This is a genomic window from Pseudarthrobacter naphthalenicus, assembly GCF_029076445.1.
Lineage (GTDB): Bacteria > Actinomycetota > Actinomycetes > Actinomycetales > Micrococcaceae > Arthrobacter > Arthrobacter naphthalenicus.
Genome location: NZ_JARESG010000002.1, coordinates 303,235 through 327,191 on the forward strand (window position 1 = coordinate 303,235; position 23,957 = coordinate 327,191).

The window sequence follows — 23,957 nt, forward strand, 5'->3', positions numbered from 1 at the left end:
CCAGCGTGACCCCGCCGCGTCAGGCGGCGGGCGCACCGTGGAGGGGTGAGGATCGCAATTGTTGCCGAATCATTCCTGCCATTGATGAACGGGGTGACCCACTCCATCCTGCGGGTGCTTGAGCATCTGGAGGGTCAGGGTCACGACGTCCTGGTCATCGCCCCCTCCACCCATCCGGTCGCCGACGCCCTGGCCGAGTATGTAGGCCCGGCCGAGGTGGTTCACGGCGCGAAGGTGCTCCGGGTTCCCGCGGTTCCGCTGGCGGGCTATACGAACGTCAGAGTGGCGATGGGCGGTGTGTACCGGGTCAAGCGAATCCTTGCCGACTACGCACCGGACCTGGTCCACCTTGCCTCGCCGTTCATCCTCGGCTGGCGGGCAGTGCAGGCGGCGCATCAGTTGCGGATCCCCACCGTCGCCATCTACCAGACCGAGGTGCCCAGCTATGCGGCCCGGTATGGCGTGCCGTTCCTGGAGAACTGGGCGTGGAACCGGGTGGAGAACATCCACCTGCTGGCCACCCGGACCCTGGTGCCGTCCACGTTCGCGCTGAATCAGTTGCGCGGCCGTGGGATCCCGCGGGTGGGCATGTGGCGGCGCGGCGTGGATACCGCGCGGTTTTCGCCGGAAAAGCGCGACGCCGGGTGGCGGGCAGCCGTGGCGCCCGGCGGTGAGCGGATCATCGGCTACGTCGGCCGGCTGGCCATCGAAAAGCAGGTGGAGGACCTCGCGGCACTCGCCGAAATCCCGAACTCCAGACTGGTGATCGTGGGTGACGGTCCGCAGCGGGCCGCCCTGCAGGAAGCACTGCCGGGCGCCCATTTCACCGGGTTCCTCGGCGGCGAGGAGCTCGCGAGGGCCGTCGCCTCGTTCGATCTCTTTGTCCATCCCGGCGAGTTTGAGACGTTCTGCCAGACCATCCAGGAGGCCATGGCCTCGGGCGTTCCCGTGGTGGCCACCGGCCGCGGCGGGCCCCTGGACCTGGTGGAAAACTCCCGCACCGGCTGGCTGTACCAGCCCGGGGACCTGGCCGGTTTCCGGGCCCGCGTGCTGGACCTCATGGGCGACGACGCCAAGCGCCGCGCCTTCGCCGCGGCGGCGCACGCCTCGGTCCAGGACCGGACGTGGCCGGCGCTGTGCGCCCGGCTTGAGGAGCAGTACCACGAAGCTATCGCGAGCCATCCGGTCATCCGGTCGGCCGAGTCCAAACGAGGAGTGTCCCTGTGAAAATATCCGTGATCGGCTGCGGCTACCTCGGCGCCGTGCACGCCGCCACGCTCGCCTCCATGGGCCACACGGTGGTGGGCATTGATGTGGACGCCGCCAAGGTGAACCAGCTGGGCCGTGGCGTGGCGCCCTTCTTCGAACCCGGTCTGGACGAGCTGCTCCGCGACGGAACGGCCACCGGGCGGCTGACGTTCTCCACGGACTTCGGCGCCGCGGCCGGCGCCCAGGTGCACTTCCTGTGCGTCGGGACGCCGCAGTCCAAAACGTCCGACGGCGCCGACCTCACCTTTCTGGTGGCCGCCACCGAGGCGCTGCTCCCGCACCTGGCGGGGGGCGCCGTCGTCGTCGGTAAATCAACGGTGCCCGTGGGCACCGTGGACATGCTCAGTGACGTCCTGGCCGGGCGGCCGGACGTGCAGCTGGGTTGGAACCCGGAGTTCCTGCGCCAGGGCACCGCGGTGAAGGACACGCTGGTGCCGGACCGGCTGGTGTACGGCGTGTCGGGCGGCAAGGCGGCGGCCTTCAACCCCGGGACCGGTGCGCCGCGCGGGGTGACAGCTGCCTTGGACGCCGTCTACGAGCCCCTGCTGAATGCCGGTATTCCCCGCCTGGTGTGCAACTTCGCCACGGCCGAGCTGATCAAGTCGGCAGCCAACGCCTATCTGGCCACGAAGGTCAGCTTCATCAACGCCATCGCCGAACTGTGCGACGCGTCCGGGGCGGATGTGGCCGAACTCAGCGAGGCCATGGGCATGGACCCCCGGATCGGCAGCCGCTACCTGCATGCGGGGCTGGGCTTCGGCGGCGGGTGCCTGCCCAAGGACATCCGCAGCCTCAGCAGCCAGGCCGCCGCCCTGGGGGTGGCCCCGGTCAACGACTGGATGGGTGTGGTGGACGCGATCAACGTCCGCCAGCGGACCCGGACCGTGGACCTCGCAGCCGGCCTGTGCGGCGGGGAGCTTTCGGGGCGCGCCGTCACCATCCTCGGCGCCGCCTTCAAACCGGAAACAGACGACATCCGTGACTCCCCCGCGTTGGATGTCGCCACCCGGCTGGCAGCTGCCGGAGCGCATGTGACCGTGACGGATCCGAAGGCCGTGAACAACGCATGGCTGCGCTATCCGCAGCTGCGGTTTGAATCCTCCACTGCCCGGGCGTTGGAGGGTGCCGAACTGGTGCTGCTGCTGACCGAGTGGGATGAGTACCGCCGTCTGTCCCCCGCTCTTGCAGGCGGACTCGTCCGACGCCGGGTGGTCCTGGACGGGCGGAACGTCCTGGATGCTGCGGCCTGGCGGGCCGAGGGGTGGATGGTCCGCGGGCTGGGCACCAACTCCGGCGAGGCCGTCCAGACGGCCGAGGACGGCCTCGCCGGGATGCGCCAATCGTAGCGCTGTCCGGGCCGCCGCCGGCCGGTACGGCGAAGATTCGCGGGCCGGAGCTTCCCCCGGCCCGCAAAAGTCACGCATTTTTGTCACGGGACTCCCACGCGCACTTTATGATGTGCGTGGGGGTGGTTGCGCATAGGGGGAACCAGGCGGCAGAACAAGGTTTTGGCGGAACGGACGTTTGGCGTGCTCCTGGACGCCAGCCCGGACGCCCTTCTGGCACTGGATCCGGACGGCATCATCCGGATCGCGAACACCGCGTCCAGCAGGCTGTTCGGGTACCCGCGCGAAAAGCTGCTCGGCAGCGACCACTCGCTGCTGCTGTGCGAACCGTTCCGGACGGCGGCCCGCCAACTGCGCGAAGACCTGCGGGCAGCTCCCAGCCAACCGACGCCGCCGCGTGAGGTGCGCATGCTGCACCGTGACGGCACGGACCTGGCCGCCGAAATGGCAGGCTCACTGCTGGACGACGGCGGCCGGCAACTGCTGCTGCTTTCTTTCCGCAGCACCTCACACCGGAAGGGCGCCGATGCCGAGTTGCGGGAAGCAATGTCCCTGTTGACGGCGACGCTGGAATCCACGGCTGACGGGATCCTCGTGATCAGTGCCGAGGGCAGGATTGCCGGGCTCAATGAGCAGTTCCTGAAGATGTGGGCCATACCGCAGGAATATGTCGAGGCCGATTCTGACCAGGCGGCCATGCAAGTGATCCTGTCCCAAGTCAAGGATCCGGAGGACTTCGTAGCCCGGGTGTCCGAACTGACGCAGGATCCCACGGCCGAAAGCCACGACGTGGTGGACTTCCTGGACGGCCGGACCTTTGAACGGTATTCGCGCCCGCAGCGGGTGGGCAGCAAAGTTGTGGGCCGGGTCTGGAGCTTCCGGGATGTCACCCCGCGCCGGCAGGCCCAGGAGCTGGCCCAAAGAGCCCAGGAACAGGCGCAGCAGGCCCTCCAGGATCTCGCCTCCCAGGCGGAGCAGTTGAGGGCCATGGCCTTCACCGACCCGCTGACCGGACTGGCGAACCAGGCGGTCTTCAACAATGAACTGCTCGCCGCCCTGAAGGAGCCGCGGCTCAAGTCCGTGGATGTCTTCCTGATTGACCTTGACGACTTCAAGGAGGTCAACGACATTCTTGGCCACCACGCCGGGGACGTCATGCTGGTGGAGGTCGCCCGGAGGCTTCGAGGCTGCGTGCCCACCGCGGATGTGGTGGCCAGGCTGGGCGGCGACGAGTTTGTGGTCCTCCTGACGGCCTGCCCCAATGCGGAGGCTATTGCCGAATGCATTGTCCGCTGCCTGCACGTGCCCTTCACCATCGAGGGCACCGTGCTGCGTCCCAGCTTGAGCCTGGGACTCGCTTCGATAGGCAGGGCCGCCCTGGGCGCTTCGGAACTCCTGCGCGAGGCCGATATTGCCATGTACGCGGCCAAGGCAGCGGGCAAGAACCGCTTCCTGCGGTTCCATCCGGACATGATGACCGCCCTGGTCAGGCGGACTGACCTTGAGGCCGGCCTCCAGGTCTCCGTAGCCCGCAGTGAAATCTCCGTGGAGTTCCAGCCCATCGTGTCGCCGCGTATGGGCCAGGTGGTGACGTTCGAAGCGCTGGCACGTTGGGATCGCGGGGATCAGCGCGTCCCGCCCGGACTCTTCATTCCCCTTGCCGAACGCAGCGGGCTCATCAACGAAATCGGCGCCGAAGTGATGGGGCAAAGCCTGAAACACCTGGCGACGTGGCTTGGCGCGGACCTGTCACGGTCGTTGTCCATAAATGTTTCCGGAGTCCAGCTCCAGGAACCTGACTTTGCGGAACAGGTGCTGCAGCTCGCGGAGAAATACGGTGTGGGACCCTACCAGCTGGTCCTTGAGGTCACCGAAAGTGTGTTCTTCGACGCCGACTGCAACGTCATCAAGCAGCTCAGCCAGCTCCGGGCCGCCGGAGCCCGCGTGGCGTTGGACGATTTCGGCACGGGCTATTCCTCGTTGGGACGGCTGCAGGAGCTCCCGGTGGACATCCTCAAAATCGACCGGACCTTTGTCTCCATGGTGCACACCGGCAATGAGCGCCTGCCCATTCTCAGCTCCATGATCAACATGGCCCACAGCCTGGGTCTCACCGTAACGGCCGAAGGCATCGAAACCGAGGAGCAGGCGAACTACCTCATTGCCCTCGAATGTGATTCGCTGCAGGGCTACCTGTTCTCCCACCCGGAACCCGCCGGCCGGTTCGAACAGGCCCTGAAGACTTCAGGCCAGGCCCTGGACGCCTTGTCGAGCCGTGCAGGGCTTCCCTAGGCAGCTTTTTTGCGCTGCTTTGGCTGGGTCCGCTGCTTGGCAGGCTGGTGCGGTGCCGGTCGCTGCTGAGCCTGTCGCTGCTGAGCCTGCTGGGGGGCTTCGGGAGTGGCTTGGGCGGGAGCCTCGGCGGGTGCATGCTGGGGTGCTTCCGCCGGCCGGGGCGCCTCAGCGGCGGGATGCTCGTCCTCTGCCGTGGCGTACCCGGCCATTTCGGACTCAGCCGAGTCGTACTCCGCCATCTCGAACTCAGCCTCGTACTCCGCCGAGTCGTACTGCGCGTACTGGCGGTTGCGGCGCCAGCGGCGGATCAGGTTGGCGGCGGCGATGATGCCTGCCAAGGGGGTGAGCACTGCGGCAGCGTAGACAAACAGCATCCAGGTCAGGGTGGCCATGGGCGGCTGGTTGTTGTGCAGGAGGGAGAGGCCGCCGAACATGGCGATGGTCCAAAACAGCACTACGGCGGTCAGCACAGCCGCCGCCGGGAAATACTGGTTGCTCACGATTTTTTTCAGGGTTTCCACGCACTTCCTCCTGCCTGGCCGGGGCGCAGCGCAAGGCCGCATAGAGACAAGTATGAGCCTGCCGGGCCGTGGATTCGTGCAACACGCAGGCGGTGGTGATGAACATAACGTGGGTGGCTGACCGTTGACGCTCTTCCCCATCGGCGGACTGAAGAATACCGTGGACGTTGTCCGGCGCCCCGCCGGCCCGCACTGCCCCGAAAACCCTGGAGGTCCCATGCGCAAGGTCACGTCCGGTCTGTTCCACTCCGTTGACGGTGTGGTGTCAGAACCGAATCTTTGGCAGTTCAACAGCTTCGATGAAGATCTTGGCCAAGGCCTCACCGGTGTGATGGAACGCGTGGATACCGTCCTGCTGGGACGGGTGAATTACCAGGAGTGGGCAGGCTATTGGCCCACGGCAGCGGCGGACCAGGGTTTCGCCGACTTTATTAATGGCGTGCAGAAGTTCGTCGCCTCCCGGACGCTCACCGAGCCCCTCGAATGGCAGAATTCCCGCCTGATCCAAGGACCGCTCGAGGACTTCGTAGCTGACCTCAAACAGGGCGACGGCGGCGAGATCGCCGTTATGGGCAGCATCTCCCTGGTACGCCAGCTGCTGTTCGCCGGGCTTCTGGATGAGCTGACCCTGATGACCCACCCGGTGGTGGCTGGAAGCGGCCGGCACCTGTTTGAAGCCGGCGACCCCACCACCCGGCTCAGGCTGACCGACCAGTACCGCACGTCCAAGGGCAAAGTCGTCAGCACCTACAGCCTGCTCGGCGAGTAACGTCAGCCGCCGGTTCCGGCGTCGAGGGTGCCAGGCCTCGGTGGTGCCCGGCCCGCGCATCCGCCCCGGCCCAACTAGGTAGCAGTAAGTGTCGTTTTGAGGGGTCAAAACGACACTTAGTGCTACTTACTTGGGTTGGACCAGCGCCTCGCTGGCCTCCCACAAACCCTGCGCAAGCTCGGCGTCGTAGGCCTGGGCGTTGGCTTTGGCGAGGGCTCGCTTGTAGTAGTAGGCGCCGGAGACCCAGTCGGTACCGGGGGTGCCGTTGATCAGCCAGAGAAGGGTGTCAGCGCCTTGCTCCGGGGTGAGCATAAAGCGGTTCAGGAGCGTCTTGTAGGCGTGCCGCATGGGGCTGGTGGAGTCCGCCGCGAAGTTGGTGCGGACCACGCCCGGGTGGAACGCCGCCGTCGTAATTCCCTGCTCACCGAAGCGCCGGTGCAGCTCGGACGTGAAGAGGATGTTGGCGAGTTTCGCTGTGCCGTAGGCACGGTTGGTGGAGTAGCTGTGCTCGGCGTTGAGGTCGAAGAGGTCGATTTTGCCGAAGTTGTTGGCACCGCTGGAGGTGTTGATGACCTTGGCGCGGCTGGCAGTCAGGACGTCCATGAGCTCGGTGGTGAGCAGGAACGGCGCCAAATGGTTGATCTGGAAGGTGGATTCGTTCCCGTCCACCGTGAGCTGGTGTTTACCCCTGATGCCGCCGGCGTTATTGGCCAGGACATCGATCCGTTCGTAGCCGTCCCGCAGCTGCGCCGCGAGCTCGCGGACCTGCGCCAGTTCGGCGAAATCGGTCACGAAGTAGTCCGTGTTGAGCTCCTTGGCGAGTGCGCGCGTCTTCTCAGCGGAACGCCCGACGACGACCACCCGGTCCCCTGCCGCGGCCAGAGTCCGTGCGGCTGCCGCGCCGATGCCGTCGCTGGCGCCGGTGATCACAATGGTGCGAGGAGTCAAGGGGTGTCCTTTGGTTCGGGGTGCGGCGCCTGGGTGGAACACGCTGCCTCTGGCACAACGACGGCGGGGCGGCCGGTGTTCCCCTTGCCCTGTACCCGCTGTCCCCGCGGGCATATCCTGCACTCAGATCCTCGAAAAGATTCCGCGACCGAAAGAGGACATCCATGGAAATGCCCAAGGCAACTGACGAGGACAAGGAGCGGTTCCGGTCCATCGTGCCGCAGCACCCGGATGTCGCCATCAAGCCGATGTTCGGCAACCTCGGCGCCTTCGTCAACGGCAACATGTTCGCCGGGCTGTTCGGCCCCACCATCGGCGTCAAGCTGGCCGAGGCAGACCGGCAGGAGCTTGAGGGCACCGAGCGGACCGTGCCGTTCGGCCCGCCGGAGCGTCCCATGGGCGGCTACACCGGGCTGCCGGACGTGTGGAACGCGGAAGGCGACGGCGACGACGCCCGGGCACGGGCCTGGGCGGAGAAGGCGTACGCCCATGTCTCGGCGCTCCCGCCCAAAACACCGAAGGCGCCCAAGGCGCCCAAGGCCCCCAAGGCCGCGGCGTCCGGAACCGCGGCATCCAGGGCCGGCAGGAGGTAGCCATGTCCGCCCAGCCAGGCACAGCCCGCAACGTGGACACCCTCGTGATCGGCGCCGGCCAGGCCGGCCTCGCCCTGAGTTACTGGCTGACGCACCACGGCGTGGAGCATGTGCTCCTGGAGCGGCGCGGCACGCTGGGCGGGGCGTGGCTGGACCGGTGGGATTCCTTTTACCTGAACACGCCCAACTTCGGGCTCAGCCTTCCCGGCATGCCCTATGAGGGGCAGGACCCGGACGGTTTCCTCCCCCGGGACGCCGCCGTCGAATTCTTCCGCAAGTACGGGGCACGGATTGCCGCGCCCGTCCGTCTGGAAACCGCGGTCACCCGGGTCGCCCGGGACGGGACGGGCTTCACCGTGGCAACTGACCAGGGCGAGTGGTCCGCCCGGAACGTGGTGCTGGCGAACGGCGCCTTCCAGAGGCCCCGGATCCCGGCAGCTGCCCGGGAGATCCCGCAGCAGGTCCTTCAATTGCACAGCCACGACTACCGCAATCCGCAGCAGCTTCCCGGCGGCGCCGTCCTGGTGGTGGGAACGGGGCAGTCGGGCGGGCAGATCACCGAGGACCTGATGGGCGCCGGCCGCGAGGTGCACTTGTCCGTTTCGATGTGCCCGGAAGCGCCACGGCGGTACCGCGGCCAGGACGTGTTTCATTGGATCCTGGAAGTCAGCCTGCACGGCCCGGAATACGGCATCAACGGGCTCATGGTGGACCACCTCCCGTCGCCTGCCGCGCGCTTCGCCTGCAACCCCCTGCTCTCGGGAAACGACGGCGGGCACAGCATTCACCTGAGGGAACTCGGGCGCCGGGGCATGCAGCTGCACGGGCATTTGGAAACGGCCGACGGCGACGGCGGCCTCCGCTTCACCGATGACCTCCCCGAACGCCTGGCGATGGTGGAAGCCGGGTTCGGGCAGCGGCTCAAGGTACTGGCAGATGCCTACATTGCCGCCGCCGGCATCAACGCGCCTGAGCCTGAGGCCCCGCCGCCGGATGGGTGGCTCCCGGCGGCTTCAGGCTCCCGCCTCGATCTGGCCGACGCGGACATCACCTCAATCATCTGGGCCACGGGTTACCGGCTGGATAACAGCATCCTGGACATGCCGGTGCTGGATGAGTGGGACTACCCGCGCCACACCCGCGGCGTCACCGAGGTCCCCGGGCTGTACGCCGTGGGGCTGCCCTGGCTGACCCGGCATGCTTCGGCCACCCTGCCCGGGGTGGGCCCGGACGCCGAGTTCATTGCAGAACATATTGCCGGCGGCCGGGCGGCGGGCTGAGGTCCGGCCCCTATCCCGCTATCCCGCTATCCGGCTATCCGGCTATCCCGGCGAGGAGGAAGATGACTGCCGCGATGGCGAAGCCCATGACGCCGATAAGGGTCTCCATGACCGTCCAGGTCCTCAGCGTGGTCTTGACGTCCATCCCGAAGAAGCGGCCCACCAGCCAGAAGCCCGAGTCGTTGACGTGGGATACCACAACGGAACCGGCGGCCACAGCGATGACCATGGCGGCGACCTGCATGCCCGTAAGCCCGGCCGCGGCCACAGCCGGGGCAATGAGCCCTGCGGTAGTCGTCAGCGCCACCGTGGCGGAACCCTGGGCAATGCGCAGGATGGCGGAGATCAGGAAGCCGGCCAGGATCAGCGGGATGCCCACGTTGCCCAGGACGCCCGCAAGCGCCGCGCCGATGCCGGAGGCACGGAGCACGCCGCCGAACATGCCGCCGGCACCGGTGATCAGGATGACGGAGCAGACCGGGCCCAGCGAGGATTCGAGCAGCTTCTCGATGGCACCCGCGTCCTTGCCGCGGCGGGCGCCGAGCACGAACACAGCCACCAGTACGGCGATCAGCAGGGCTACCGGAGTTTCGCCGATGGTGCGCAGGACCTGGAACCACTGCTCGTTCTTGACCTCATCTGACAGTACGCCGGAGGAGGCCAGGGTGTTCAGGCCGGTGTTGATGAAAATGAGGACGAGCGGGAGGAGCAGCAGCCCGATGATGGTGCGGAAACGGGGCGGGTGGGACTCGGCCTCGGCGCTGGCGTGGCCGAGGATTTCCGGCACGGGCAGGACCAGCTTCTTGCCGGTCCACAGGCCAAACAGGTAAGCGGTGACATACCAGGTGGGGATGGCGGTGAGCAGGCCGGCAATCAGGACCAGCCCGATGTTGGCGTCAAAGAATGCCGCAGCGGAGACGGGGCCCGGGTGCGGCGGCAGGAAGATGTGCATGACGGAGAACGCGCCGGCCGCCGGCAGGCCGTAGCGGAGGACACCCCCGCCCAGGCGGTGGGCCACGGCGAAGACGACGGGCAGCATGACCACCAGGCCGGCGTCGAAGAAGATGGGGAAGCCGAAGATCAGGGAGGCCAGGCCGAGGGCAAACGGGGCCCGCTTCTCGCCAAAGACGCCGATCAGGTAATCGGCCAGCACCTTGGCGCCGCCGCTGGTTTCAACAATGCGGCCGAGCATGGCACCGAGGCCCACCAGGAGCGCCACCGTGCCCAGGGTGGTCCCGAAGCCGTCGATCAGCACAGGCACCACCTTGTTCGCGGGGATGCCGGTGGCGAACGCCGTCGCAAGGCTGATCACGATCAGGGCCACGAGTGCGTGCATTCGCAGCTTGATAATCAGGACCAGCAGCACAGCGATCGCTGCCGCGGCGATGAGCAGCAGGGGGCCTGCGCCCAGCGTTTGGGTCCATCCTTGGATGACCATGGTTCTCCTTTGAAGCGGAACTTACGGGTGGATAAATCGGGGCGGCTCAGCGAGCCGGGGCTCGGCGAGCCGGGGCTCGGCGAGCCGGGGCTCAGCGAGCCGGGGCTCAGCGAGCCGGGGCTCAGGAAGAGCTGGTGGCAGCGTTAGCGGGAACGCCGAGGGCCGCGATGACTGCGGCGACGATCTCCTGCGGCGGCAGGGCAATGTCCAAGCGGAGGCTGCCGGCAGCCAACTCGCCGGTGGTGAGGGGTTCCAGGGTGGCCAGCTGGCTGGGCAGCAGGGTGGGTGGCATGAAGTGGCCCTCACGCCCCTGCATGCGCTGGCTGATCAGCTCGGCTCCGCCGTCGAGATGGATGAAGAGCACGCGGCCGTCAGCGCCGGAGAGGAGTTCCCGGTAGGTCTGCTTGAGCGCGGAGCAGGTGAGCACGGTGCTGGTGCCGGCCGCGGCCTGCGTAGTCATCCAGTCCTGAATTTCCTGCAGCCAGGGCCAGCGGTCCCCGTCCTCCAGGGGGATGCCCTGGGTCATCTTGCTGATGTTGGACCGGGGGTGGAATTCGTCGGCCTCGGCACAGGCCCAGCCAAGCTGCCGGGAGAGGGCCGCGGCGATGGTGGACTTGCCGGAACCGGCAACGCCCATGACCACCAGATGCGTGGCTTGATACTGCATGTTCAACCTCCGAAGAAGACGCCTTTGGCTTGGGAAGAAAGCTCGTTTGTACAGGCACACCGAAGTGCGCCGGGAAATAAGGTATCACCATTTGAACCCATAGATAATATCTTTGAGTGTCACAAGTCATACCTTTAGCTTCACGTTAGGTATCCTGTGAGAGCGCTCCGGCGCAGGAGAGGCAGGAACAATGTCGACGGCGACAGGACAGGGCGCGGATACCGCGGACGGCGGCGGGTCCTCCCCCGCCATGCATGAGCGGGTGCTGGAAGCGGTAGGCATTGCCATCGCGTCCGCAAGCCTTCCGCCCGGAAGCAGGCTCACCCTTGAGGGCCTCCAGCAGCAGTACGGGATTTCCCGGACCGTCGCGCGGGACACCATGAAGGTCCTAGAATCCATGAACCTCGTCTATTCCCGACGGCGGGTGGGCATCGTGGTGCAGGAACGCGCGCTCTGGAACGTCTATGACCCCAAGCTCGTGCGCTGGCGGCTCGCCTCGGACCGGCGGGAGATCCAGTACACCAGCCTGACGGAGCTGCGCATCGCCGTCGAACCCATTGCCGCAGCGGGCGCCGCCCGGCGGGCGAGCGCCGCCGAACGGGCAAAGCTGGTTGCCCTGGGCGCCGAGCTGAGGCGGCTGGGCGAGGCCGGCGACCTTAAGGCGTTCCTGGCCGTGGACATCGCATTCCACAGCCTGCTGCTCCACAGCTGCGGCAACGAAATGTTCGCTGCACTGGATGGGATGGTGGCCGAGGTGCTGACCAGCCGAACGCAGCAGGGGCTGATGCCGTTCAAGCCACGGACCGAAGCCCTGCAGGCCCACGAGGATGTCGCTGCCGCGGTGGCCCGCGGGGATGCGGTGATGGCGGAGACGGCCGTCCATCACATACTCAATGAGGTCCGGAACGCAATGGGCCTGACCTAGCCGCCCCCGGGGCGAAGACTGCCTGAAACTCTTCCCGCACCCCTATTTCCTGAGTAGCCTGCAGATAGGGGCTTGTGCAAGGGGCCCGTTATTGCCAAGCAGACGTATCTGTGAGGTGGAAGATGGCCATCACCGGGGATTCACGTATAGGGACAGCCGCCCCTGAGCTGGTACCGCGGCGCAAAGGCAGCATTGTGGTCAAGTGGATCACCACCACCGACCATAAAACGATCGGGTACATGTACCTGATCACGTCATTTATATTCTTCTGCCTGGCCGGTGTCATGGCGCTGCTGATCCGTGCTGAGCTCTTCCAGCCGGGCATGCAGATCCTGCAGACCAAAGAACAGTACAACCAGTTGTTCACCATGCACGGGATCGCGATGCTGCTGATGTTCGCGACCCCTTTGTTTGCGGGATTCGCGAACTTCGTCATGCCGCTCCAGATCGGGGCCCCGGACGTCGCGTTCCCGCGTTTGAATGCGCTGGCATTCTGGTTCTTCCTTTTCGGCTCCACCATTGCCATGTCGGGCTTCATCACGCCCCAGGGAGCGGCGTCGTTCGGCTGGTTTGCTTATGCCCCGCTGAACAACACCACCTTCAGCCCGGGCGTGGGTGGCGACCTGTGGATCTTCGGCCTGATTCTGTCCGGCTTCGGCACCATCCTCGGCGCCGTCAACTTCATCACCACCATCATCTGCATGCGTGCGCCCGGCATGACCATGTGGCGGATGCCGATCTTCAGCTGGAACACGCTCATCACCTCCATCCTGGTGATCATGGCCTTCCCGCCGCTGGCTGCGGCGCTGTTTGCCGTGGGAGCTGACCGACGGTTCGGGGCCCACATCTACGACCCCGAAAACGGCGGCCCCATTCTGTACCAGCATCTGTTCTGGTTCTTCGGCCATCCGGAGGTCTACATCATTGCGCTGCCGTTCTTCGGCATCGTTTCGGAGATCTTCCCGGTGTTCAGCCGGAAGCCGATCTTCGGTTACAAGGGCCTGGTGTACGCCACGATCTCGATTGCTGCCCTGTCCATGACGGTATGGGCGCACCACATGTACGTCACCGGTTCAGTGCTGCTGCCGTTCTTCGCGTTCATGACCATGCTGATCGCGGTGCCCACCGGAGTGAAGTTCTTCAACTGGATCGGCACCATGTGGCGGGGGTCGCTGACGTTTGAAACCCCGATGCTGTGGAGCATCGGCTTCCTCATTACGTTCCTCTTCGGCGGTCTGACCGGCATCATCCTGGCCTCACCGCCGCTGGACTTCCACGTCTCGGATACGTATTTTGTGGTGGCCCACTTCCACTACGTGGTGTTCGGCACCGTGGTCTTCGCGATGTTCGCGGGGTTCTACTTCTGGTGGCCCAAGTTCTCGGGCAGGATGCTCAATGAACGCTTGGGCAAGATCCACTTCTGGATGCTGTTCCTGGGCTTCCACGGGACGTTCCTCATCCAGCACTGGCTCGGCGTGATGGGCATGCCCCGCCGGTACGCCGACTACCTGGTGGAGGACAACTTCACCTGGATGAACCAGTTCTCCACCATTTCCTCGATGCTTCTGGGCGCTTCGCTGATTCCGTTCTTCTGGAACGTCTACATCACGGCCCGCAGGGCAGAGAAGGTGGAAGTGGATGACCCGTGGGGCTTCGGGGCTTCGCTGGAGTGGGCCACCTCGTGCCCGCCGCCGCGCCACAACTTCACGTCCCTGCCGCGGATCCGGTCCGAGCGGCCGGCGCTTGACCTGCACCACCCGGAACTCCGCGTCCGCGAGCACGAAACCACGCATGGCCCCGCAGCCGCCGCCCTGGGCGCTGCCGACATCGGCGAGAGGGATGTCAGGAACCCGGACCCGGGCCAGTGACCAAAAGCGACAGGTGACCACGGCAGGACCTTGGACGTCACGCCGCAAGGGGTTAACAAAAAGCAGGACCGGTTCAAATTGAACCGGTCCTGCTTCGAAATATGAAACCCTAAGGCCCCAGAATCTCTAAGGAATTAGAGGGACTGGATGTTTACGGCCTGGGGACCCTTGGGGCCCTGCTCGGTTTCGAAGGAAACCTTCTGGTTCTCTTCGAGTGAGCGGAAGCCGGAGGAAGCGATCGCAGAGTAGTGTGCGAAAACGTCCTGTGAGGAGTCATCGGGGGAAATGAAGCCGAAGCCCTTTTCAGCGTTAAACCATTTGACGGTACCAGTAGCCATTATTTTTGTCCTTCGTGAAGGTGGAGGAAAAGTCCCGACTTTCGGGTCCTCCGGTGTGGGGTGTTCAAAACCGCTACTTCAGAAGAACGCGGACTTTCGACCGCGCGTACTGCCTGAACTACCAACTGCATAAACACAACAACAGGATTAACCATACAGGAGATTTCCGCCGTTATTTACCAACAGCAACGAACCGTGCCCCGGGGCCTGCGGATTCCGGCCTCAGCGTCCCCGCTCCGGGGCCGCTGCCAGCACAACCACCCTGACTGGTGCCAGCCCTAAACTGGGGGCATGACCACGGCTCGCCCCGTCCCGGATTCGCTCCGCTCCCGCCTTGCAGAGTCGGTGCAGACTCTCACCCCGGGGTATTTTGCCCTCCCCATGGCCGCCGGGATCATCTCAGTGGGGCTTGAACTTGAGGGCTTCCACGCGTTTTCCGCGGCACTCCTGGTGATCTGCGCGGCCTCCTACGCGGTGATCCTCATCCTGAGCCTCGCCCGGCTGGCCAGGTTCCGCCCCGACATGCGCCGGGACTTCATGGACCCGGCCCGGGCGTTCGGCTTCTTCACCTTCATCGCCGGCACCAATGTGCTGGGCGTGCGGCTGGGCATGGCGGGGTGGCCGGGCACGACGGCGACACTCCTCGCTGTGGCGGTGCTCGCCTGGGTGGTGCTCGGCTATGTGGTGCCATGGACCGCCGTGCTGGGCCGGGACGAGCGGCCGGTGGTCAAGGACGCCAACGGCACCTGGTTCATCTGGTGCGTGGCGAGCCAGTCCGTGTCCGTGGCGGCCGCATCCATTGAACCCGTTGCAGGGCCGGACTGGCGCGCCGCCCTGGCCCTCGTGGCGGTGGTGGCCTGGTCCGTGGGGCTCATCCTGTACGCCGCCGTGGGGATCTTCGTCTCGCTGCGGCTCATGACCTACCCCATCCGGCCCGAGGACCTCAGGCCGCAGTACTTCGTGGCCATGGGCGCCATGGCCATCAGCGTCCTGGCCGGCGCACGGATCGTCGAGATGGCCGGCGCGCCGATGGTGGACGCGACGCGGGGCCTGGTGGCCGGATCCTCCGTGGTGTTCTGGTCCTTCGCCTCGTGGCTCTTCCCGGTGCTGCTCGCGGCCGGGTGGTGGCGGCACGTGATCCACCGCGTGCCGCTGTCCTACGAGCCCGGCCTCTGGAGCGTCATCTTCCCGCTGGGCATGTACGCCGTGGCCGGCATCTACCTGGGCCGCGCATCGGATCTGCCCATCGTCGCCGCGATCGGGCAGGCCGAGCTGTGGTTGGCCGTGGCCGCGTTCCTGGCAACCTTTGCCGGGATGCTCTGGCATCTGTGGATCACCCTGGCCCGCCCGACGCCGCGCTGAGAGCTCTACTTCGGGTCGCGACTTCCGGGTCCCTACTCCTGGCCTGACCCGTCCAGGGCCGGAGAGTAGGCGGTAAAGCCGGGCCGCAGCCGCACAGACTCTGCGCCGATCATGGCGATGTCCTCCCACAGCACCAGGAACGAACCGCGGTGCCGCCAGCGCAGCATGCGGGGCAGCGGCCACGGCCGGCTGAGCCCGGTCCGCTCGTAGCCCAGGAACGAGGCGGCGCTGTGCGGGCTGACCACCAGTCCCAGCAGGCGCGCCTCGGCCAGCAGCTGCCGCGGGGTCCCGTCCACCACAAACCGGGCGTCGGCCACGCGCCCCAGGCGCGTGCCGCCGTCGTCGTAGACGTTCACGCCCAGCAGGTCACCGAGGATCATGGCGCCCTCCCGGAATGCGCCCGATGACCTTGTCCCGGATCCAGCGTTCCACCCAGCCGGCGTCCAGGTTCTCGCCGCTGATGCCCAGGCTGATGACAACGCCGACGTCGGCCACGTCCTTCCAGGGGATCCGGATCAGCCGTGCCGACGGCGGCCTGCCGCCGAAGATGCGGGTGCCCAGCACCGGACCGGTAAGCAGGGCCGTGAGCACCGGCGCCGGGGTGCCGGGCTCCAGCTCCGTGTCCAAAGCAGGCCCGCTGAGCTCGAGGTCGTCCACGGTGGTGACCGGGACGCCGTCGTGATCCAACACCTGCCGGTCCATCAAATGGAGCTGCGCGTCCAGGGTGCGGCCCGCCACGGGGGGAACCGGTGCCAGCGGACGGTCAGTTTTCATGCTCCCGCTCCTGTCACGATCATCAGCGGGATGGCGGCCACGGAAGCCACCAGGATGATGAGCAGGTAGATCATGGCCAGCACGTTCACGGGCCGGCCGTTGACGTGTTCGCCCATGTACTGCGGATCGTTGGCCACGATCAGGATGGGCAGATAGGTCAGGGGCAGGGCGATGGCGGAGAACACCACGGAGTATTCAGTGACCAGGACGGGGTCCGCGCCGGTTGCCAGCACCCCGATGCCCACCAGCAGACAGATGATCATGGCCAGGTGGAAGCGGGCGGCCTGGGCCGGGCGGCGGAATTTGCCCCAGGACCAGCCGAAGAACTGTGCCAGGGTGTAGCCGCTGGAGAGGGTGGTCTCCAGGGCCGCGCCGAACGTCGCCGCCACCATTCCCACGAGCACGAATGCCAGGCCCACCTTTCCGGCCCCCTCAGCCACCGGGAGAACCACCTGGGACAGGGAGGTCACCGCGATGCCCGCCGGGAGAAGAACCACCGCGGACACCGCGGCGATGGACACGGACAGCAGGCCGCCCAGCGGAAAGCCCACCAGGACGTTGATCCTGGACTGGCCGAGGTCCTTGACCGTCCACCCTTCCTCCACAGCGCCGGAGGAGAAGAAGAACACCTCGTACGGGGTCATGGCGGCGCCGAACAGGGCAATGGCGTAGTACCAGTAGGTGGGCGCGGTTTCCTGGGCCGGGACCGCGGGCGCCAGGACCTGGTTGGCGAGGGAACCCCAGTCCGGCTTGAGCAGGAACAGCGCCACGGCGAACGTAACGAGGGTCAGCCCCAGCAGGCCGGTGACGTTTTCCATGACGGAGAATTTCACCCGCCAGATCACCAGCCACACGGCGAACGCCGCCACCGGAATCCACAGCAGGTAGTACACGCTGCTGGCCAGCTGGAGGGCCAGCGCCACGCCGCCGATCTCAGCGGTCACGGTCATCAGGTTGATCAGGAAGGAGGCGGCCAGGTTGGCCAGCCCCGCCCGCGCTCCCAGCCGTTCCCGGATCACCTCGAACGTGGCCCGGCCGGACGCCGCCGCCACCCGCCCGGACATGTTGGCGAACAGGCAGATCCCCACCACGCCGACTCCCACCACCCACACCAGCGACAGGCCAAAACGGGAACCGACGACCGCGTTGGTCACCAGATCGCCGATGTCCACAAACCCGCCGATGGCGGTCAGGACGCCGAGTGCGACGCCGAGGAGGCGCTTCACTTCCCGCCCTCCTTTGCGCTCAGTTGGGCGAGCCGGTCCGCCGCGGCAGCAAGTTCCCGGCTGCCGTCCGCGATGGCGGGGGTGCCGTCGCTGCTGGCCACCGCATTCCGGGCGGTCGACAGGGCGGCCGCGCAGCCGTCCAGGACCTCAAGCGCTGCGGCGACGGTGTCACGGTCCTGCCCCGTGCCGGGGGCAAGCTTGGCCACGGTGTCCCGGCTGGTCTGGAGTTCCTTCAGGGCGTCGTCCAGCGCAGTGGAGCTGGCGGCCCGGGTGAGCCTGCCGTCTGAGATCTGCTGGAGGACCAGGCGCGACGTGGCGATGGCGGAGGAGCTGTTTTGCACGGCGGTGCTGACGGATTCGTTGACGCCGCTGCCGCCGCTGCTGCCGCCGCTGCACCCGGTGAGGACGGTGAGCACGGCGGAGACCAGGAAGGCGAGCGCTGCGAGGCGGGCGGTGACTGGGCACTTCAGCATCTTTGCCTCCAGCCTCCGGGCAGCCCCGGGTCCGACCGAATAACGCTCTGCACGCAGCCCCAGCTAGTTGCCTAAGGCTAGGTATAGCACTTTCCGGGGCCGCCGGAACCGGAAAGTGCTCAGCTTTTCAGGACCTCCTGCAATCCGGTGACGGGGATGTCCGGGAACTCGGCGCGGGAGGGCGCCCACTGAAAGGCTGCGCCGCCGGATTCCTCCCAGATCCCGGCCTTGGCGATCCGGGCAAGGAACGGGGAGAACGGCCTCGCCGCAACGGACAGGACCCGCTCGGCGGCCGCGGGGATCCGCTGGACCGAACCGTGGCCTGACCGGGCCAGCACGGCCTCGGCCACCTCGTTGGCCGTGGCTGTGGCCGATCCCCATTCGATGACACGGTTCCGCAGTGCAGGGTCGGAAACCGCACGGACCACCAGCGCGGCGGCGTCCTTGACGGAGGTGTAGGTGACGGGGGCGCGCCCGGACCCGAACACCATGACTTTGTCCTTGGACTCGAGCGGGGCGGTCATGTTCGCGAGCCGCTGCTCCAGGAGGGCACCCGCCCGGATGACGGTCCAGGCCATGCCGGATGCCCGGAGCGCATCCTCGGCCGCGGCCTTGCAGCGCAGGAACTCGATGGGCCCGTTGCCAGCGGCGCCGTGCATGGACATCATCACCAGGTGTTCCACGCCGGCGGCGGCAGCCGCGTGCACCAGCCGGATGGCGCCGTCACGGTCAACGGTGCGCGGGTCGGAGTCCTTGATGCCGAACCCCGAGGCCGCGAACACGGCCGCCGTGCACCCGGCCACGGCTTTCCGGCAGTCCTCCTCGGAGGCGAGGTCGCCGCGCAGGAGCTCGACGCCGTCGGCCGCGGTCGCGGGGAAGGGCTGGGACTTGCCGCGTGCCATGATCCGGACCTGGTGGCCGGCTTCCACCAGTAGGGGAACCAGGGCTCGGCCGAGCCGGCCTGTCCCGCCGACAACCAGGATCATGGCCGTTCACCGCCTGTCCCGCGGACGGCCATGCTGACTGCGGCGTTCACGTCCCCGGACTCCTGCTCGACCGGTTCAAGGTAAAAGTGTGCGCCGGCGATCTTGTCGCCGCGGACGGTGAGGATGGAGATGCCGGCGGACCTGCTCACCGTTCCGTCGGGGCGGGTGCCCCGGTTGCTCCATTCCATCCAGACCTTGCCGCCCGGGCCGGTCGCGGCGTCATGCACGGTGAGGCTCAGGTCCGGCAGGCCGGCGAAAAGTGCGGTCCAATTCTTCCGCACCTGGGCTGAACCCCTAAAGCTTCGGGCGGGGTGGGCCGGGGTGACGTTCTCATAGTCCTCGGCGAACTCCGACACCATCGCGTCGAGGTCGTGGCGGTTTGCGGCGGCCACCATGCGCCGCACCGGGCCTTCGGGAAGACGCTCCATACCTGATGCGTCCATGATCTGCTCCTTCGTTGTCCGTCGCGGGAGGCGGAGAGGCTGGTACGCTGAATTTGATACAGTCAGCTGTAATCAACTGATACAGGGAGTCTATTCCTCGTGGAAGCACCGGTCAACGCATCGAACCGTGAGGCTTCCCGCCCGCGCGCCTACGATGCCAGGCGCCGCCAGGAGGCCGCCGAAGAGTCCCGGATGCTGGTGCTGGCGCAGGCGCGCGACCTGTTTCTGACGCGCGGGTACGGCCGGACCACCATCGCTGCGATCGCCGGGGCGTCAAGTGTTTCCAAGGAGTCCGTCTACAAAAGCTTCGGCGGGAAGCCGGGACTGGTGCGGGCCATCTACGAGCAGAGCCTGCTTGGAGCCGGCGGCGCCCCGGCCGAAGAACGTTCGGACCGTGCCCAGGCCACCGTCACTGATCCGCGTGAACTCATGGAGCAGTTTGGCCGGTTCATCTCCGAGGTCAGCCCCCTCGGCTCCCCCGTCTACCTGCTCATCAGAGATGCCGCCGCGAGCGGGGATCCGGACATGGCCGCGCTCCTGAACGACGTTGACGCCGCGCGGTACCGGCGGATGCTGCACAACGCGCGGCAGGTGCTCGCCCGGGGCTTCCTGCGGCCTGACCTGACCGCAGAGGAGGTGGCCGACGTGATGTTCACCAGCACCTCGGCCGAACTCTACGAAGTCCTTGTCCTCAAACGGGGCTGGAGCGCCGAACGCTATGGGCAGTTCATGGCCAGAACGCTCGCCGCCAACCTGCTGCCCGAGCCGCCGGCCTGAGCACGTACCCCGAAATACGTCCTCCCCAAAGCGCTCCGCCAGGCGTAGCATCCTGCCATGGGACCACTACGGGCCATCCTTCTTCCCGGGAGCGTGCTCCCCGCCGACCTCGCCTACGGCGCGCTGATCCAGGCCTTGGGGCCGGACGTGCAGGCCGTCGCCAAGGACCTGGAGCTGTATGCCGGCGACACTCCCCCGCCGGACTGGAGCCTGGACACCGAGGTTGAGGGCGTCCTGCGCGAGGCCGACGCCCGGGGATGGGACACGTTCCATCTGGCGGGCTATTCAGGGGGCGGTGCGGCGGCGTTGGCGTTCACCGCCAAATACCCGGGCAGGCTGCGGAGCCTGGCGCTGCTGGAACCGGCCTGGGCCGGGAACTGGGACTGGAGCCCTGCCTACGCGGAGATCTGGAAGCAGTACCAGCAGCTGGAGACCCTCCCGCAGGAGCAGTTCATGGCCGCTTTTATGCGGCTGGGGGTGAAGCCCGACGTCGTCCTCCCGCCGCCGCCGGATCCCCCGTCGCCGTGGATGGCCAAGCGGCCGGCGGGCATCAGGGCGTTCCTGCGGACCTTCAAGACCTACGATCTGGACCGGGCCAGCCTGGCCGCCTTCCGCCAGCCCGTGTTTTTTGCCCTCGGCGGGCTGAGCAATCCTGACGACTACGGCGATACTGCCAGCCGGCTCTCCAGGGTGTTCTTCCCCGACTTCCACCTGGAGGTGTTCCCCCACCGGCACCACTTCGACCCGCCGCACCGGGTGGAACCCGAGCGTGTGGCCGAGCTGCTCAAGCGGCACTGGGAGCAGGCGGAAGCGGCCCTCTAGAAGCAACGCGGGGTCAGATTACGCCCGAAAATCGGAAGTTATTGGGCGGTATCTGACCCCGCGTTGCACGGGCGGAAGCGAACCTCAAGCCCGCGCGCTGCGCCCGGCGAGCAGCCGCCGGTGCCGCGGCGCGGCCACCGGCACGGGGGCGCTGAAGCGGAAGGCCCGGCGGGCGATGTGGTGGTTTTCGGGCCGGCGGCGGACCAGGATGGGGCCGGCGGGCACCTGCTGGGCGTCCCGGGCGAAGAACCAGGCCTTCGCACCCTCCACCAGGACCAGGTACACCACGATCATCCCCAGCAGCGCCAGGAAGAACGGGACCGGCAGCGGGTCGAAGCCCAGGACCCCGGCCAGGGGCGAGAGCGGCAGGTAGATTCCCACGGCCACCACACCCAGCGAGGCGGCAAGCAAACCGACGGACGGCCGGCTGCGCAGGAACGGCACCCGCCGGGTCCGGATGGCGAAGATGATCAAGGTCTGGGTGGCGATGGATTCGATGAACCAGCCGGCCCTGAACTCCCCCGGCACGGCGTTGAAGGCAAACAGCATCAGGGCGAACGTGGCGAAGTCGAACAGCGAGCTGATGGGCCCGAACAGGAACATGAACCGACGGATGAACGCGATGTTCCAGTGCGAGGGCGCCCGGAGCTGCTCGTTGTCCACGCGGTCGCCCGGGATGGCGAGCTGGCCGGAGTCATAGAGCAGGTTGTTCAGCAGGATCTGGCCCGGCAGCATGGGCAGGAAGCTGAGCACCACGGAGGCCGTGGCGGCGCTGAACATGTTGCCGAAGTTGCTGGAGGTACCCATCAGGACGTACTTGATGGTGTTCGCGAAGATCCGGCGGCCCTCCCGCACGCCTTCGGCGAGGACGCCCAGGTCCTTGTCCAAAAGAACGACGTCGGCAGCGTCCTTCGCGACGTCGGTGGCACTGTCCACGGAAATCCCGATGTCCGCCTTGTGCAGCGCCAGGGCGTCGTTCACGCCGTCGCCCATGAACCCCACGGCGCCGCCGCTTTGCCGCAGCAGGGTGATGATGCGCGCCTTCTGTTCGGGCGAGACCCGGGCGAAGATGGTGGCGGTGCGGGCCGCGTCGGTGAGTTCGGCGTCGGACATTGCCTCCACGTCAGCACCGGTCAGCGTCCCGCCGGAGATCACCCCGACCTCCGCGCAGACCCGTTCGGCCACCTTGGCGTTATCCCCGGTGGCAATTTTGACGGTGATTCCCAGGGCTTCCAGCTCGTCCAGGGAGGCCATGGCGTTGGCTTTGGGCCGGTCCAGGAAGATCAGGAACCCGGCCAGGGTGAGGCCGCGCTCGTCGGCCGCGGTCAGCGCCCTGAGCCCCGCCGCGGCGCGGGTGGCCACGGCCACCACCCGGGAGCCGGCGTCGAACTGTTCATCGAGCATGGCCTGCACGGCAGGCGGAGTGGGCCCGCACAAGGCCAGGACGTCTTCGGGCGCACCTTTGGTGACCAGCTGCGCGGGTCCCCCGGCTTCCCGGACCAGCACGGTGGTGCGGCGGCGCTGGTGGTCGAAGTCGATCAGGTCCAGCCGCTCGAACCGGGCCGGGTCAAAGTCGGCGGCGCCGGGGCTTTCCCACAGGGCCGCGTCCAGCGGGTTCTGCCCGGCGGAGGAGAGCTTGGCTTCGGTGTAATCCGCCTCGGTGGCCAGCAGCCCCAGGGTGAGCAGGCCGCCGTCGGACGTTTCCGGGGTGACCGGAAGGGCCCCGGTGAAGCTGATCCGCCCCTCGGTCAGGGTGCCGGTCTTGTCCGTGACCAGAATGTCCATGTCCCCGAGGTCCTCGATGCAGACGAGCCGTTTGACCAGCACCTTCCGCTTGGCCAGCTGGCTGGTGCCGGTGGCCAGGGACGTGCTGACGACGGCGGGGAGCAGCTGCGGGGTGATGCCCACGGCGATCGCGAGGGAGAACAGCAGGGATTCCAGGAGCGGCCGCTGGAGCAGCAGGTTGGCGAGGAAGATCAGCGAGGTGAGCACCACCGCAACCTGCAGCAGCAGGAAACTGAACCGCTTGAGCCCGAGCTGGAATTCGGTCTGCGGCTGCCGTTCGCCCAGGCCCAGGGCGATCCGGCCAAACTCGGCGCGGCCGCCGGTGGCCACCACCACGCCCGTGCAGCCGCCGGACTGGATCACGGTGCCCATGAACACGCAGGAGGAGAGGTCCGCCAGGGCGGACCCGGACCGGACCGGCGCGGGGTCCTTCGCCGCGGGCAGCGACTCCCCGGTGAGGATGCTTTCGTCGCAGAGGAGGTTCTTGGTGCTCAGGAGCCGGAGGTCCGCAGGGATGATGGCACCCAGGGAGAGATGGACGACGTCGCCGGGCACCAGGGCGGTGACGTCCACTTCCCGGGTGGTTCCGGCAGTTCCGCCGGCGGGTCCGCGGCGGAGCACCACGGCGCGGTGGGTGACGCGGGAGTGCAGCGCCTCGGAGGCCCGCTCGGCGCGGAACTCGTTGGTGAAGCCCAGGCCCACGCTCACCAGCAGGATCACGCCGATGACGATCGAGTTGGTGGCGTCACCCAGGAACAGGGACAACCCGGCGGTGATCAGCAGGAGAATCAGGATGGGGCTGGCGAACTGCCGGCCCAGGACAGCCCAGCCGTTGGCACGGTGGGTGCGGACGGCGTTGGGGCCGAGGGCCGCGAGGCGGGCGGCGGCCTCCTCGTCGGACAGGCCCTCGGGGCCTGAGCCCAGGCGTTCGAGCAACTCCGTGGCGGACAGCGACGCGGCGTCGGTGATGGGCAGCTGGAGCGAGGTCCGCTCCTGGACGTTCAGCTCTGGCATGCGGATCCGTTCGGACACGTCAATCTTCGAAAGAGTGGGGC

General features: G+C 67.1%; 23 protein-coding genes. 11 read left to right on the forward strand and 12 right to left on the reverse strand.

Translation table 11 applies throughout. The features are described 5' to 3' along the window. Positions 1-45: 45 nt before the first annotated feature. The 3 genes from PY310_RS03395 to PY310_RS03405 all read left to right on the forward strand — a co-directional run bounded on the left by PY310_RS03395 (position 46) and on the right by PY310_RS03405 (position 4,907). Positions 46-1,227 (forward strand): glycosyltransferase family 4 protein, encoded by a 1,182-nt coding sequence (locus PY310_RS03395; protein ID WP_275212754.1) that lies wholly within the window; start codon positions 46-48, stop codon positions 1,225-1,227. Further along, entirely contained in the window at positions 1,224-2,615 is a 1,392-nt protein-coding gene (locus tag PY310_RS03400) for a UDP-glucose dehydrogenase family protein (protein WP_275212755.1), read from the forward strand. Before PY310_RS03395 ends, PY310_RS03400 begins: the two co-directional genes overlap by 4 nt. A gap of 162 nt (positions 2,616-2,777) precedes the next feature. Continuing rightward, complete coding sequence (locus PY310_RS03405) at positions 2,778-4,907, forward strand: sensor domain-containing protein (RefSeq protein WP_275212756.1); 2,130 nt, start codon at positions 2,778-2,780, stop codon at positions 4,905-4,907. On the opposite strand, the gene PY310_RS03410 is transcribed toward PY310_RS03405, so the two are convergent. Next, positions 4,904-5,428 carry a hypothetical protein gene (locus PY310_RS03410; protein WP_275212758.1) on the reverse strand — a complete coding sequence of 175 codons (525 nt, stop codon included), beginning with the start codon at positions 5,426-5,428 and terminating at the stop codon, positions 4,904-4,906. The two genes, PY310_RS03405 and PY310_RS03410, sit on opposite strands and share 4 nt — an antisense overlap. 217 nt (positions 5,429-5,645) lie before the next feature. Between PY310_RS03410 and PY310_RS03415 the strand changes: the two genes are divergently transcribed. Further along, positions 5,646-6,197 (forward strand): dihydrofolate reductase family protein, encoded by a 552-nt coding sequence (locus PY310_RS03415; protein ID WP_275212823.1) that lies wholly within the window; start codon positions 5,646-5,648, stop codon positions 6,195-6,197. 126 nt (positions 6,198-6,323) lie between these two features. Here PY310_RS03415 and PY310_RS03420 read toward each other — a convergent pair whose 3' ends face one another. After that, positions 6,324-7,145, reverse strand: coding sequence for an SDR family NAD(P)-dependent oxidoreductase (locus tag PY310_RS03420; RefSeq protein ID WP_275212759.1), 822 nt, complete (start codon positions 7,143-7,145; stop codon positions 6,324-6,326). 164 nt (positions 7,146-7,309) lie between these two features. Between PY310_RS03420 and PY310_RS03425 the strand changes: the two genes are divergently transcribed. Both PY310_RS03425 and PY310_RS03430 read left to right on the forward strand, forming a co-directional pair. Beyond that, complete coding sequence (locus PY310_RS03425) at positions 7,310-7,738, forward strand: TfoX/Sxy family protein (protein WP_275212760.1); 429 nt, start codon at positions 7,310-7,312, stop codon at positions 7,736-7,738. Positions 7,739-7,740: 2 nt separating this feature from the next. Continuing rightward, the gene (locus PY310_RS03430; RefSeq protein WP_275212762.1) at positions 7,741-9,018 is read left to right on the forward strand and encodes a flavin-containing monooxygenase; all 1,278 of its coding nucleotides are present in this window, start codon (positions 7,741-7,743) and stop codon (positions 9,016-9,018) included. 34 nt (positions 9,019-9,052) lie between these two features. On the opposite strand, the gene PY310_RS03435 is transcribed toward PY310_RS03430, so the two are convergent. Both PY310_RS03435 and PY310_RS03440 read right to left on the reverse strand, forming a co-directional pair. Next, entirely contained in the window at positions 9,053-10,456 is a 1,404-nt protein-coding gene (locus PY310_RS03435; protein ID WP_275212763.1) for a GntP family permease, read from the reverse strand. A 121-nt stretch (positions 10,457-10,577) separates the two neighbouring features. After that, positions 10,578-11,123 (reverse strand): gluconokinase, encoded by a 546-nt coding sequence (locus PY310_RS03440; RefSeq protein WP_275212764.1) that lies wholly within the window; start codon positions 11,121-11,123, stop codon positions 10,578-10,580. A gap of 190 nt (positions 11,124-11,313) precedes the next feature. On the opposite strand from PY310_RS03440, the gene PY310_RS03445 reads away from it, so the two are divergent. Continuing rightward, positions 11,314-12,048 carry a FadR/GntR family transcriptional regulator gene (locus tag PY310_RS03445; RefSeq protein WP_275212765.1) on the forward strand — a complete coding sequence of 245 codons (735 nt, stop codon included), beginning with the start codon at positions 11,314-11,316 and terminating at the stop codon, positions 12,046-12,048. 122 nt (positions 12,049-12,170) lie between these two features. Next, positions 12,171-13,916 (forward strand): aa3-type cytochrome oxidase subunit I, encoded by a 1,746-nt coding sequence (gene ctaD, locus PY310_RS03450; protein WP_275212824.1) that lies wholly within the window; start codon positions 12,171-12,173, stop codon positions 13,914-13,916. 134 nt (positions 13,917-14,050) lie between these two features. On the opposite strand, the gene PY310_RS03455 is transcribed toward ctaD, so the two are convergent. Continuing rightward, positions 14,051-14,254, reverse strand: a complete 204-nt coding sequence (locus PY310_RS03455) for a cold-shock protein (protein WP_066274236.1) — start codon at positions 14,252-14,254, stop codon at positions 14,051-14,053. Between the two features lie 291 nt (positions 14,255-14,545). Here PY310_RS03455 and PY310_RS03460 point away from each other — a divergent pair, with 291 nt between their 5' ends. Then, positions 14,546-15,616, forward strand: coding sequence for a tellurite resistance/C4-dicarboxylate transporter family protein (locus PY310_RS03460; RefSeq protein WP_275212766.1), 1,071 nt, complete (start codon positions 14,546-14,548; stop codon positions 15,614-15,616). A 32-nt stretch (positions 15,617-15,648) separates the two neighbouring features. On the opposite strand, the gene PY310_RS03465 is transcribed toward PY310_RS03460, so the two are convergent. The 6 genes from PY310_RS03465 to PY310_RS03490 form a co-directional block, all read right to left on the reverse strand. Continuing rightward, positions 15,649-15,996: a PRC-barrel domain-containing protein gene (locus tag PY310_RS03465; protein ID WP_275212767.1), complete on the reverse strand. Its 348-nt coding sequence runs from the start codon at positions 15,994-15,996 to the stop codon at positions 15,649-15,651. Then, entirely contained in the window at positions 15,983-16,390 is a 408-nt protein-coding gene (locus tag PY310_RS03470) for a hypothetical protein (protein WP_275212768.1), read from the reverse strand. Before PY310_RS03470 ends, PY310_RS03465 begins: the two co-directional genes overlap by 14 nt. Then, entirely contained in the window at positions 16,387-17,616 is a 1,230-nt protein-coding gene (locus PY310_RS03475; protein ID WP_275212769.1) for an Nramp family divalent metal transporter, read from the reverse strand. Before PY310_RS03475 ends, PY310_RS03470 begins: the two co-directional genes overlap by 4 nt. Next, positions 17,613-18,089, reverse strand: a complete 477-nt coding sequence (locus tag PY310_RS03480) for a hypothetical protein (RefSeq protein WP_275212771.1) — start codon at positions 18,087-18,089, stop codon at positions 17,613-17,615. Before PY310_RS03480 ends, PY310_RS03475 begins: the two co-directional genes overlap by 4 nt. 119 nt (positions 18,090-18,208) lie before the next feature. Further along, on the reverse strand, positions 18,209-19,075 hold the full coding sequence (locus PY310_RS03485) for an SDR family oxidoreductase (protein WP_275212772.1): 867 nt from the start codon (positions 19,073-19,075) through the stop codon (positions 18,209-18,211). Continuing rightward, positions 19,072-19,518 (reverse strand): nuclear transport factor 2 family protein, encoded by a 447-nt coding sequence (locus tag PY310_RS03490; protein ID WP_275212774.1) that lies wholly within the window; start codon positions 19,516-19,518, stop codon positions 19,072-19,074. The genes PY310_RS03485 and PY310_RS03490 overlap by 4 nt, the downstream gene beginning before the upstream one ends. 99 nt (positions 19,519-19,617) lie before the next feature. Between PY310_RS03490 and PY310_RS03495 the strand changes: the two genes are divergently transcribed. Both PY310_RS03495 and PY310_RS03500 read left to right on the forward strand, forming a co-directional pair. Beyond that, positions 19,618-20,295, forward strand: a complete 678-nt coding sequence (locus PY310_RS03495) for a TetR/AcrR family transcriptional regulator (RefSeq protein WP_275212775.1) — start codon at positions 19,618-19,620, stop codon at positions 20,293-20,295. Between the two features lie 57 nt (positions 20,296-20,352). Then, positions 20,353-21,117 carry an alpha/beta fold hydrolase gene (locus PY310_RS03500; protein ID WP_275212776.1) on the forward strand — a complete coding sequence of 255 codons (765 nt, stop codon included), beginning with the start codon at positions 20,353-20,355 and terminating at the stop codon, positions 21,115-21,117. 84 nt (positions 21,118-21,201) lie between these two features. Here the strand turns inward: PY310_RS03500 and mgtA are convergent, their stop codons facing one another. Further along, positions 21,202-23,916, reverse strand: coding sequence for a magnesium-translocating P-type ATPase (mgtA, locus tag PY310_RS03505; protein ID WP_275212777.1), 2,715 nt, complete (start codon positions 23,914-23,916; stop codon positions 21,202-21,204). Positions 23,917-23,957 lie beyond the last annotated feature (41 nt).